This is a genomic window from Marinobacterium jannaschii DSM 6295 (assembly GCF_000620085.1).
Taxonomy (GTDB): Bacteria; Pseudomonadota; Gammaproteobacteria; order Pseudomonadales; family Balneatricaceae; genus Pontibacterium; species Pontibacterium jannaschii.
Genome location: NZ_JHVJ01000035.1, coordinates 24,923 through 35,256, shown reverse-complemented (window position 1 = coordinate 35,256; position 10,334 = coordinate 24,923). Strand labels below are relative to the sequence as shown.

At 56.9% G+C, this 10,334-nt stretch carries 13 protein-coding genes and 1 pseudogene; 7 read left to right on the top strand and 7 right to left on the bottom strand.

The features are described 5' to 3' along the window. Positions 1-327, top strand: a pseudogene (locus Q354_RS0115290) (IS4 family transposase); the annotation flags it as partial. A gap of 45 nt (positions 328-372) precedes the next feature. Here the strand turns inward: Q354_RS0115290 and Q354_RS0115285 are convergent. Beyond that, on the bottom strand, positions 373-1,752 hold the full coding sequence (locus Q354_RS0115285; protein WP_027858374.1) for a TRAP transporter large permease: 1,380 nt from the start codon (positions 1,750-1,752) through the stop codon (positions 373-375). Then, a complete protein-coding gene (locus tag Q354_RS0115280; RefSeq protein WP_027858373.1) occupies positions 1,749-2,300 on the bottom strand; it encodes a TRAP transporter small permease subunit in 552 nt (183 codons plus the stop codon). Before Q354_RS0115280 ends, Q354_RS0115285 begins: the two co-directional genes overlap by 4 nt. Before the next feature lie 238 nt (positions 2,301-2,538). On the opposite strand from Q354_RS0115280, the gene Q354_RS0115275 reads away from it, so the two are divergent. The 3 genes from Q354_RS0115275 to Q354_RS0115265 are packed head-to-tail and all read left to right on the top strand — an operon-like array spanning position 2,539 to position 3,850. Next, on the top strand, positions 2,539-3,138 hold the full coding sequence (locus Q354_RS0115275; RefSeq protein WP_027858372.1) for a YjaG family protein: 600 nt from the start codon (positions 2,539-2,541) through the stop codon (positions 3,136-3,138). Beyond that, positions 3,138-3,398, top strand: a complete 261-nt coding sequence (locus Q354_RS0115270) for a hypothetical protein (RefSeq protein WP_027858371.1) — start codon at positions 3,138-3,140, stop codon at positions 3,396-3,398. The genes Q354_RS0115275 and Q354_RS0115270 overlap by 1 nt, the downstream gene beginning before the upstream one ends. A 23-nt stretch (positions 3,399-3,421) precedes the next feature. Beyond that, entirely contained in the window at positions 3,422-3,850 is a 429-nt protein-coding gene (locus tag Q354_RS0115265; RefSeq protein ID WP_027858370.1) for a hypothetical protein, read from the top strand. A gap of 80 nt (positions 3,851-3,930) precedes the next feature. Here the strand turns inward: Q354_RS0115265 and Q354_RS0115260 are convergent, their stop codons facing one another. Next, on the bottom strand, positions 3,931-4,866 hold the full coding sequence (locus Q354_RS0115260; RefSeq protein ID WP_027858369.1) for an NADP-dependent oxidoreductase: 936 nt from the start codon (positions 4,864-4,866) through the stop codon (positions 3,931-3,933). Positions 4,867-4,961: 95 nt separating this feature from the next. Here Q354_RS0115260 and Q354_RS0115255 point away from each other — a divergent pair, with 95 nt between their 5' ends. After that, a complete protein-coding gene (locus tag Q354_RS0115255; protein ID WP_245601059.1) occupies positions 4,962-5,195 on the top strand; it encodes a hypothetical protein in 234 nt (77 codons plus the stop codon). A gap of 10 nt (positions 5,196-5,205) precedes the next feature. Beyond that, positions 5,206-5,940 (top strand): sulfate transporter CysZ, encoded by a 735-nt coding sequence (gene cysZ / locus Q354_RS0115250; protein WP_027858367.1) that lies wholly within the window; start codon positions 5,206-5,208, stop codon positions 5,938-5,940. A gap of 69 nt (positions 5,941-6,009) precedes the next feature. Here cysZ and phoR read toward each other — a convergent pair whose 3' ends face one another. The 4 genes from phoR to Q354_RS0115230 form a co-directional block, all read right to left on the bottom strand. Continuing rightward, entirely contained in the window at positions 6,010-7,344 is a 1,335-nt protein-coding gene (phoR, locus tag Q354_RS0115245) for a phosphate regulon sensor histidine kinase PhoR (RefSeq protein ID WP_027858366.1), read from the bottom strand. Positions 7,345-7,352: 8 nt separating this feature from the next. Beyond that, entirely contained in the window at positions 7,353-8,048 is a 696-nt protein-coding gene (phoB, locus tag Q354_RS0115240) for a phosphate regulon transcriptional regulator PhoB (RefSeq protein ID WP_027858365.1), read from the bottom strand. 133 nt (positions 8,049-8,181) lie between these two features. Next, entirely contained in the window at positions 8,182-9,069 is an 888-nt protein-coding gene (gene ubiA, locus Q354_RS0115235) for a 4-hydroxybenzoate octaprenyltransferase (protein ID WP_051560182.1), read from the bottom strand. A gap of 10 nt (positions 9,070-9,079) precedes the next feature. Next, positions 9,080-9,637, bottom strand: coding sequence for a chorismate--pyruvate lyase family protein (locus Q354_RS0115230; protein ID WP_027858363.1), 558 nt, complete (start codon positions 9,635-9,637; stop codon positions 9,080-9,082). Positions 9,638-9,770: 133 nt separating this feature from the next. Here Q354_RS0115230 and Q354_RS0115225 point away from each other — a divergent pair, with 133 nt between their 5' ends. Continuing rightward, a complete protein-coding gene (locus tag Q354_RS0115225) occupies positions 9,771-10,334 on the top strand; it encodes a DUF1415 domain-containing protein (RefSeq protein WP_027858362.1) in 564 nt (187 codons plus the stop codon).

Sequence of the window (10,334 nt, the reverse complement as noted above, 5' to 3'; positions counted from 1 at the left end):
AAAAAAGTTGCGTTGGTTTATCAAGAACTCTGGGGCATGTTGCTCGCTTACAATGTGATCCGCCGGGAGGCCGCGCTGGCAGCCATCGCTTATCAGAGAGCGCCAAGCGAGATAAGTTTTAAAGCGGCCTATTGTTACATTGCCAGCCAACTAATCGTGATGGCTCAGGCTCAGCCTGTATCCAAAACAGGGCAGCGATTAGCGAACTTAAGATCCGGGATAGGTGAGTTGTGCATCCACTACCGTCCCAGGCCTTCAAGACCCAGGACGGTGAAAATGAGCAAGACCCGCTATCCGGTTGATCGCAGTGCTGCCCCGCTTAAGTGAACGGCATTGGGCTTCTCAGCCTGCTTTTTTTGTTTCCGCACCGGGTTAACCGTACACCAGCTCCGGTAACCAGGTGGCCAGCGAAGGCCAGTATGCCAGCAGGGTCAGGGCGCCCAGCTGGATCAGGATAAACGGAATCACGCCGCGGTAGATCTGCATGGTGCTGATAGTGTCGGGTGCTACGCCGCGCAGGTAGAACAGGGCGAAGCCGAACGGCGGTGTCAGGAAGGAAGTCTGCAGGTTGATGGCGATCATAATGCCCAGCCAGACCGGATCCAGGCCCATGCTGAGCAGGATCGGCGCCACAATCGGTACCACCACGAAGGTGATCTCGATAAAGTCGAGGAAGAAGCCGAGCAGAAACATCACCAGCATCACCACGACCATAGCCCCGACAACACCACCCGGCAGGTCTTCGAGGAACTCCCGTACCAGATCGTCGCCGCCGTAGCCACGGAACACCAGCGAGAAGATCGAAGCACCGACCAGGATAATAAACACCATCGAGCTGACCTGGGTGGTGGAGTGCATCACTTCGCGCAGGATCTGCAGGTTAAAGCTGCGGCGGAACATCGCCAGTATCATGGCACCGACAGCACCAACAGATGCGGCCTCCGTCGGAGTCGCCAGGCCGCCAAGAATCGAGCCCAGTACCAGACCGACCAGCAGCACCGGTGGCAACAGCGCTTTCAGCACGCGGCTTCCCATATTATCGATCGCATCCCGCTCTTCCTGCGGAATGGCAGGCACGGTCGCGGGGTGAACGATCGCCTTAAAGACCAGGTAAAGGGTATAGGCGACCACCAGCATCAGGCCCGGTATCAGCGCTCCGAGGAACAGGTCGCCCACGGTCACGGTCTCCGGGGAGAAAATGCCCTGATCGAGCTGTGACTGCTGGTAGGCAGAAGAGATCACATCGCCCAGCAGGACCAGGACAATCGACGGTGGAATGATCTGTCCCAGGGTACCTGAGGCGCAGATAATGCCGGTGGCGACTTTCGGATCGTAGCCGCGCCGCAACATGGTGGGCAGCGACAGCAGGCCCATGGTGACCACCGTGGCGCCGACAATACCGGTACTGGCCGCCAGCAGCATGCCTACCACGGTAACCGAGATGCCGAGACCGCCACGCATCGGGCCGAACAGAGCGGCCATGGTATCGAGCAGTTCTTCGGCAATCCGGGATTTCTCCAGCATAACCCCCATAAAGACAAACAGCGGTACGGCGATCAGCACCTCGTTATTCATGATGCCGAACAAGCGGTTTGGAATGGCCTCCAGAAACACCGAATCAAAATGACCGGTATAGGCGCCGATTGCGGCAAACAGCAATCCGGTACCCGCCAGCGAGAAGGCGACCGAGTAGCCCAGCAACAGGACGACGATAGCGCCCAGGAACAGGAACAGCGGCAGATATTCGATCACAGGGCGTGCTCCTCTTCTTCATGCAGCAGATGGCCACGGCCGGTCAGCACCAGATAGTTGCGCAGCAGTTCGGCAATTCCCTGCAGGATCATCAGCATTGGCATCGCCAGCAGGGCACTTTTCAGCAGGTAGCGGAAGTCCAGTCCTCCGGCTTCCTGCGAGCCTTCCATCAGTGACCAAGAGGTCGCCACGTACTCCCAGGAGATATAGAAGATAAAACCGGTGACCGGGAACAGCAGGAACAGGGTGCCGAAGATATTGATCAGTGCCTTGCGCTTTTCAGCCATCGGGCGGTAGAAAATATCGACCCGCACATGACCGTCATGCTTCAGGGTATAGCCGGCCGCGAGCAGGAAAACGAAGCTGTGCATATAGATCACAGACTCCTGCAGGGCGATATTGCCGGTTTCAAACAGGTAACGCATTACAACGATCGCGAAGGTGACCAGCACCATCAGCAACGTTAGCCAGGCGATACAGCGCCCTGTCCACTCACTGAGCAGATCCAGTGCTCTGACCACCCGGGAAAGAGAGTTATTCTTCTTCATGGGGTCTATGGCCTATATAAACCAGAGGGTTAGGGGGGAAAAGTATAACAGTATAAACAGCGAGCATAACCACTGAGCAGGCCAGGGCCGGGGGCGTGCGCGCATATTGACGGGAATCCGACCCTAAATCGGCGATATCGCTGCAATATTGCTGAAATAAATAGTGTAGAAACTCTGCAAATAGCCCTAAAAGCCGTACAATAGCCCCTTTAAAAGACAGCTCCGGTGGAGATGATTGATGCCTGATCAGCACGTTGAAAAGCAGTTAAATGACCTGCAGGACTGGCAGCTGGTTGCCCTGAGCGCAGCCATGACTGAACGTATGTTTCCTAACTTTGCCCTGTTCTCCAGGCTGGTGGAGTTTGGCGATGCGGGTCAGCTACGCCAGATACTCAACGCTATCTGGGATCATCTCGGCAACAGTAAGGTCAAGATGAACTTCGAGGTTCAGCTGGACAATGTCGAAGCCAATATGCCTGACCTGGAAGAGTACAGCATGTATGGCGCCTACCCGGCCCTGGATGCAGTGGTCGCGCTGTATTCAACCCTCAACAGTGTGATTGCGACTGATGCGACAGAAGTGGCTAATGTCATAAACCTGTCCCGCGAGTGCGTCGCTTCCTATATCGAGGTCAGCGAAGCCAATGACCAGATGTCCGATGAGGAGGTGGTCAGAATGATCAACACTCACGACATGATGGAACAGGAAGAAGCCTTTGTGGAAGAGGTGCTGGCTCGCATCACCCAGGCTGAGCCATCGGCCAGCCTGGTCAATGAGCTGCGCTTGCTGGCTGAGAATGAAGGCGTCAGCAACATCGGTATCAGTGACGAAGACTGATGCTGAGAATAGGATTAGTTCTGCTGGTGTTACCCTGCCTGCTGTTGATGGGGATCTACCTGAGCGAGTTATCTGAGGTTGAAAGCTGCCTCGATAGCGGTGGTTCCTTCGATTACAGCCAGTCCGTTTGCGATATGAATACCGAACATCCCTTCCAGCCCTTTATCCAGCGTCATATGGCGCTGGTCAATGGCAGTATGCTGCTGGCGGTGGTGGGATTGTTTGGTTGTCTGGGCGGACTCTATACCCGTGCCCGCTAAGCGCTATTAGGAAAGGTTTAAGGATGAAAAAATTCTGGTGGTTGCTGCTGATCCTGCTGGCACTGGGCAGTTATGCCTGGATAGAGTTCCGTGGCGCGCAGTGGCTGGATGAGTACAATCAGGAGATGGGTGCCCAGGCAGAAGAGTTTCGTCAACGCGGAGCGGCACTGGGTGCGACCACCGATCAGCAGGGCTGTCTGGATCAGACGCTGGAGCAGTTTAATGAATGCTTTGGCTATGAATGTACCGTGAATCATGGCCAGTACCTTAAGGCTTGCTGGAGCAAATCCGCGCCGACTGAAGGTTTCTGTGACGATACCCCGGCGTTTCGTGACAAGCCGACTGAGGACGATAAGAGCTGGGCCAAGTTCTACTGTATCGACCGTAATATCCGCGATGCCGGTTGTCGCCTGCTGATGAGGCAGAAACAGTACCTGTGCTCTAATCCCTGAGCCGAAACCGCGTCGCCTATAAAGAAAGCCTGCATCTGCAGGCTTTTTTGCGTTTAACGCTGTGCTTCTGTTGTGGCGCCTTAAAGCGTGATCACGATCTTTCCCTGAACATGGCCCGAGGCACTTTCGGCAAAGGCCTCTGCCGTACGGCTGATCGGATAGCTGTTGGCCAATTGCAGTTTCAGCGCGCCGGCGGCACAGCGTTGTGCCAGTTCGCTCAGCTGGACGGCATTCGGCTCTACCCGTATCGGCTCGACCTTCAGTCCCAGCGCCTCTCCGGCGGCGATAACGGCATCCTTGGTCACGGAGGGCAGGGTGACCAGTGTGCCGCCGGGCGTCAGTGTCTGCAGGGCCGCAATGCCGCTGTCACCACCGATGCCGTCCAGCACCAGGTCGATAGCGCTCACCGTACTGCTGATATCGACGCTGTTGTAATCGAGGGTCTCATCAGCACCCAGTTGCTGCAGGAAGCGATGGTTTTTCTCCGACGCTGTGGCGATCACATAAGCTCCGGCCTGTTTTGCCAGCTGCACGGCCAGGTGGCCGACTCCGCCGGCGGCGGCAAGAATCAGCACCCGCTGTCCTGCCTGCAAGTTGCCTTTGTCGAACAGCGCCTGCCATGCCGTCAGGCCGGCGAGCGGCAGTGCGGCAGCTGTTTTCGCATCCAGTGCCGCAGGGCAGGGCGCGATTTCGGCCGCGGGCGCGGCGATCTTCTCGGCAAAACAACCAGCAGCCTGGGGAAAGCGGATAAATCCCAGTACCCGGTCACCCGGTTTGAAGGCGGATTCGGCGTCGGCCTGCTCTATTTCACCAGCAAACTCCCAGCCGGGAATAAACGGCAGCTCGCCGATAAAGGGCGCCGCGCCACCGCCGCTGCAAGTTTTCCAGTCAATCGGATTGATGCCGGCGGCGCGGTTACGAATCAGGACTTCGCCGCTGTTCAGTTGCGGTTCTGCTACATCGCCGTACTGTGGCTCGGCCGGGCTTTTAAACTGATGGATCTGAATCGCTTTCATGGTTGTTCGCGCTCCTCTACTGCCTTTGACGGGCAGTCGGTGTCTTCAATTTCTGATAGTCTTGCTGACTTTATGAGTTGCAACAAGGGAAGGCGATGATGAATTTTCTGGCAATGATTGAACCTCTGTTGTTCTGGGGTGGCTTGTTAGTCTTGCTGGTGTCTCTGGCGATGTATGCCGGGCGCACTAAAGATTACAAATCGCTGTTGGTGTTCTGGCAGCCGACGATTGTGTTTACGCCGAAGGAGTTCACGATCAACCGTGCGGGCCTGTCTCTGATGATTCTGGCCGTGGTGATCAAGCTATTCCTGTTCTTCTATCTGGGTTAATGGGACCACTATGAAAGGAAATCCGTTTCGCGGAGCCGGCTACCTGGTGCGTGGCATTAAGATGCTGCCACAGCCCGGTATCCGCCAGTTTGTTATCGTACCGCTGATGGTCAATATTCTGCTGTTTGTCGGTGCTATCTGGCTGTTGATCAACCAGTTCGATCAATGGGTCGACTACTGGCTGGCTAAGATGCCCGAGTGGCTCTCCTTCCTCGACTTCCTGCTCTGGCCGTTGTTCGCGGTGCTGGTGCTGGTGCTGGTCTATTACAGCTTCAATATCGTCGCGAACCTGATAGCGGCGCCTTTTAATGGCTTCCTGGCAGAGAAGGTTGAGCGTAGCCTGCGTGGCGAGGTGCTGACCGATGAGGGCTGGGGGGCTGTGCTGGCGCTGGTGCCGCGCGCGATTGGCCGCGAGCTGTCCAAGCTGGCCTATTACCTGCCCCGGTTTCTGCTGGTGTTACTGGTGACCTTTATTCCGCTGCTGAATATTGTCTCTCCGCTACTGTGGTTTCTGTTCGGCGCCTGGATGATGGCGATCCAGTATTGCGATTATCCGATGGATAACAACAAGGTCAGCTTTAAGGATATGAAGCTGATGCTGAAACAGCAGCGAATGACATCGGTGGGGTTCGGTGGTCTGGTGCAGCTGGGGATGATGATTCCGGTGGTGAACCTGGTACTGATGCCCTCGGCCGTGATCGGTGCCACCCTGTACTGGGTTGAAGAGCATTCCAGCCAACGCTAGAGGCCGGGCTTTGGGCTGACAGAATGAAAACGGCAGCCCTTGGGCTGCCGTTTTTTCTCTGTCCGGTGTTCAGGCCGGCATCGACTCGGTGTGGTCGTCGTCATCTTCGGTCGCCCGGGCCCGCACCACCATATCGTTGGGGAAGTGACAGGCAAAGGTGCTGCCGTGACCGACCTTGCTCTTGATGGATAGCTGACCGCTGTGGCGCGCCAGCACATGCTTGACGATTGCCAACCCCAGCCCGGTACCGCCGCTGGCTGAGGAGCGGCTTTCATCCACCCGGTAAAAGCGTTCGGTCAGGCGCGGGATATGGATCGAATCGATACCCAGGCCATTATCGGTGACGGCAAAGTGCCCCCCGGCAGCATCCACCCACCAGCGTAGCTTGATATGACCGTTTGCGGGGGTGTAGCGAACGGCGTTGTACACCAGGTTGGAGAATGCACTGTGCAGCTCGATCTCCTGGCCCAGCAGGTCAAACTCCTGGTCCAGTTCCAGTTCGAAACTGTGGCCTTTCTCCCGTGCCAGCTCTGCCGCTGATTCATGGATCTGGCTGATCAGGTTCTGAATCTGTACCGACTGTTCGTCGGAGATCTGGTTACTGGCTTCCAGGCGGGATAGCAATAGCAGGTCAGATACCAGGCTTTCCATCCGCTTGGCCTGTTGCTGCATCTGGGTCAGCCCGCGCACCAGTGGCCTTGGCAGCTCCTGATCGAGGAAGGTTTCGAGATAACCCCGGATCACGGTGAGCGGTGTACGCAGTTCATGGGAGGCGTTGGCAACAAAGTCCTGTCGGGTCTGTTCCAGGCGCATCAGGCGGGTAATGTCGCGGGCCACCAGCAGGTGATCCCCCTGACCAAACTTGGTGATCTGGTATTGCAGCTGAACCTCCGGATCGACCGGAGAGATTAACTGCAGTGGCTCGGCATAGTTGTCTTTCTTGAAATAGCGGATGAAGCGCGGATCGCGCAGCAGGTTCATAACCGGTTTTCCACGGTCAGAGGACGCTTTCAGTCCCAATAACCGGTCAGCGGCCTTGTTCCACCACTCCAGGTTGTTATGCCGGTCGATGATGACAATCGCATCATGCAATGCCGCAGACGACTGCTGGAAGCGGGTGATGACACTGCGCAGATATTTCTCACGCGACTTGTGCCGCTTTTGTAAGCGCGACAGTTCATCGAATAACTCGCCCCAGTGACTGCCGGCTTCCGGCGGTTCCTTCTCGCTTTCAAACTGCAGCCAGTCGGTCAGGCGACCAAACTGGTGTGACTGATAGATGCCCCAGATCAGTATGGCCAGGCCCAGTATCCAACCAGGGTGCCCCACCATAAAACCGATCAGCAATCCCGGAATGGCGGCCATAAACAGGCTGCTGAGCATGGAGTGACGGAGCTTATGCATCAGTTATCTCAGGCTACTTTAGAGGAAAAACGATATCCGGTACCGCGTACTGTTTGTACCAGATAATCGTGACGCTCTCCAAGTGCTTTACGCAGGCGACGAATATGTACATCCACTGTACGCTCTTCCACATAGACATTACCACCCCAGACCATGTCGAGCAGCTGACTGCGGGAGTAAGCCCTGTCCTGATGGGTCATAAAGAACTGCAGCAGGCGGAATTCGGTCGGACCCAGCTCAATCGGGCTGGCATCAGAGGTGACGCGGTGCGAAATAGGGTCCAGTGTCAGGCCATCCACGGATACCGGTTCTTCGATGCCTTTCGGTGTGGTGCGGCGCAGGACTGTTTTCAGGCGGGCAACCAGCTCCCGGGGTGAAAACGGCTTGGTGATGTAGTCGTCGACACCGCACTCCAGTCCCTTAATCTTATTATCTTCCTCACCTTTGGCGGTGAGCATGATAATCGGCAGGTCGGAGGTCAGTTCATCTTTGCGCAGGCGACGGGCGAAGTCGACACCGCTGGTGCCCGGCATCATCCAGTCCAGCAATACCATATCGGGTTTATCATCGACGATGATGGCGTGAGCGGCATTGGCGCTGTCCGCTTCGAGGCATTCATAGCCAGCCATCTCGAGTGCCACTGCGATCATTTCGCGAATCGGCGCTTCGTCATCGACGATCAGCACCTTTTTCGGGGAAGACATGTAAAAAGCCTCTCTGACGTGGGTTCAGGACGGCACTATTACAAGACAATATTGTTACACAAATATGACGCCCGCCCTGTGCAAGCGCAAGCTGCGGCTGAAATACCGTCCATAGTATAAGAATTTACAGCGATCAGGCCGCTGAATACTGTAGCAGTATCCCGGCGAATATGGCCAGTCCGACCCGGTTGTTATTGAGAAAGGCCCTAAAGCAGAGGTCGCGGTCGCGGTCGCGAATCAGCCACTGCTGGTGGACAAACAAAGCGCCGGCGGCCAGCAGCCCCAGGTAGTACCAGGTGGTCAGCTGCAGCATCAGGCCCAGCCCCAGCAGTGTCAGCAATGTCAGCCCCTGCAGCAGGCCAACCATCAGCCGGTCATGCTGTCCAAACAGGATGGCGGTGGATTTAATGCCGATCTTCAGATCGTCATCCCGGTCCACCATCGCATACTTGGTATCGTAGGCGACCGTCCAGAGCAGGGTGGCCAGATAGATCAGCCAGGCTTCGGCCGGTACTTCACCGCGTACCGCGCTGAAGGCCATCGGTACCGCCCAGGCAAAGGCCGCCCCGAGGACCAGCTGAGGCAGATGGGTGTAACGTTTCATAAAGGGGTAGCTGAATGCCAGCAGCAAGCCTCCGACCGAGAGCAGAATGGTCTGAGGATCGGTAAACAGAACCAGGATAAACGCCAGCAGCATCAGGCCGATAAACAGGCTGATCGCTTCGCGGCTGCTGACCCTGCCGGAGGGCATGGGCCGGTTCTGGGTGCGCTTTACATGGCCGTCTACCTTGCGGTCGGCAAAATCATTGATCACACAACCGGCTGCCCGGGTCAGGCAGACCCCGAGGGTGAAAATCAGCAGCAGCTTCAGGTCTGGTAAACCACCCGCCGCAACCCACAGCGCCCAGTAGGTTGGCCACAGCAGCAGCAGGGTACCAATGGGACGATCGATCCGCATCAGCTGGCCATAGGCGCCGAGTTTCTCTTTCCAGGACAAGGACGGGTTGAGCTGTGCGGTCATAGTGGAGTCTTTATCGGTTGTTTTCTGCAGCACATTCTACCTGTTGTAGCGCTGGCAGAAAAACCTCGCAGACCAGCAACGGCTTGTCGGAAAGATAGAACAGCGAGCGCCGCGCCCAGACTGCCTGCCGGTCTTTCAGTTGCAGGCGGCTGACCTGCAACGGGCCGCGGCGCATGGTCGGGTCCCGAAACAGGATGGTACCCAGCGAACGGGTGCCGATCAGCTTCAGCTGGCGCTGGCTGCCGGTCAGGGTTGTGGCGGGAAACACCGAGCGGGCATAGACCCAGGCCTGGTCCCGGCCGATCAGCTGGACTTCGCGAATCAGGGCGCGCTGCCGGGTACGCATATTCAGGGCCTTGGCTTCAGAGCGGGTCGGCCGGCTCCAGCCCTGCCAGACCACCTCGACCCGGAAGTCACCCTGGCTGAGGCGCACCAGACGCTGTGTCAGCGAGCCCCTGTCTGTCAGCCAGCTGCGCCAGTAGCGTGGCACCTGCTGCTCTGTAGGGCGTCTGAGGGAGGTCCAGCGGGTATCAAAACTGGCTTTAGTCAAAGCACTGGGGATCGGCACGTGGCATACTTCCTGATTACGGGTGCGCGTATATTATCACTGCCACCTGCAAAAGAAATCTGAGTCGGGACAACAGTCCGCTGTTGCCGCCTTCAGGGCTTAACCTCATATAGTTGCGGATGGGATTGAAACATTGAAGCAGTATTCGATTGATGAAGTTGAGGCCCTGTGCCGCCGCTGGGTGGAAACCCTGGTGGTAGGCCAGAACCTTTGTCCCTTTGCGGCGCCGGTGGTTAAAAATGCCACCTTGCGTTATGCCGTCTGCGCCGAGACTGAGCCGCAGCAGATCGCCGAAGGTTTTCTGCAGGAACTGGAACTGATCCACCAGAGTGGCGAAGACGAGATCGCTACCACGCTCTTTATCACGCCCTATGCGCTGGCTGACTTCTACGACTATCTCGATATGCTGGCGCTGCTGGAAGACCTGCTGAAGCAGTCTGGCCTGGCGGGGACCTTTCAGCTGGCCAGCTTTCATCCGGCCTACCTGTTCGGCGGTGTTCCGGCCGATGACCTCAGTCACTGGACCAACCGGATGCCGTTTCCCTGCTTCCATATTATCCGCGAAGGCCAGATGAGCCGGGTACTGATGAACTATCCGGATCCGGATGCGATTCCAGAGCGCAATATGGAACTGATGCGTTCACTGGGGCGCGATGGGCTGATCGAACTGTTTCCGCCGTTCGCCGACTACTGCTAG

What these genes read in the sequence shown, in the direction of transcription:
- Q354_RS0115280 (WP_027858373.1), bottom strand. Translation starts at nt 2,300, where the DNA reads ATGAAGAAGAATAACTCTCTTTCCCGGGTGGTCAGAGCACTGGATCTG.
- Q354_RS0115275 (WP_027858372.1), top strand. Translation starts at nt 2,539, where the DNA reads ATGCCTGATCAGCACGTTGAAAAGCAGTTAAATGACCTGCAGGACTGG.
- Q354_RS0115270 (WP_027858371.1), top strand. Translation starts at nt 3,138, where the DNA reads ATGCTGAGAATAGGATTAGTTCTGCTGGTGTTACCCTGCCTGCTGTTG.
- Q354_RS0115265 (WP_027858370.1), top strand. Translation starts at nt 3,422, where the DNA reads ATGAAAAAATTCTGGTGGTTGCTGCTGATCCTGCTGGCACTGGGCAGT.
- Q354_RS0115260 (WP_027858369.1), bottom strand. Translation starts at nt 4,866, where the DNA reads ATGAAAGCGATTCAGATCCATCAGTTTAAAAGCCCGGCCGAGCCACAG.
- Q354_RS0115255 (WP_245601059.1), top strand. Translation starts at nt 4,962, where the DNA reads ATGATGAATTTTCTGGCAATGATTGAACCTCTGTTGTTCTGGGGTGGC.
- cysZ (WP_027858367.1), top strand. Translation starts at nt 5,206, where the DNA reads ATGAAAGGAAATCCGTTTCGCGGAGCCGGCTACCTGGTGCGTGGCATT.
- phoR (WP_027858366.1), bottom strand. Translation starts at nt 7,344, where the DNA reads ATGCATAAGCTCCGTCACTCCATGCTCAGCAGCCTGTTTATGGCCGCC.
- phoB (WP_027858365.1), bottom strand. Translation starts at nt 8,048, where the DNA reads ATGTCTTCCCCGAAAAAGGTGCTGATCGTCGATGACGAAGCGCCGATT.
- ubiA (WP_051560182.1), bottom strand. Translation starts at nt 9,069, where the DNA reads ATGACCGCACAGCTCAACCCGTCCTTGTCCTGGAAAGAGAAACTCGGC.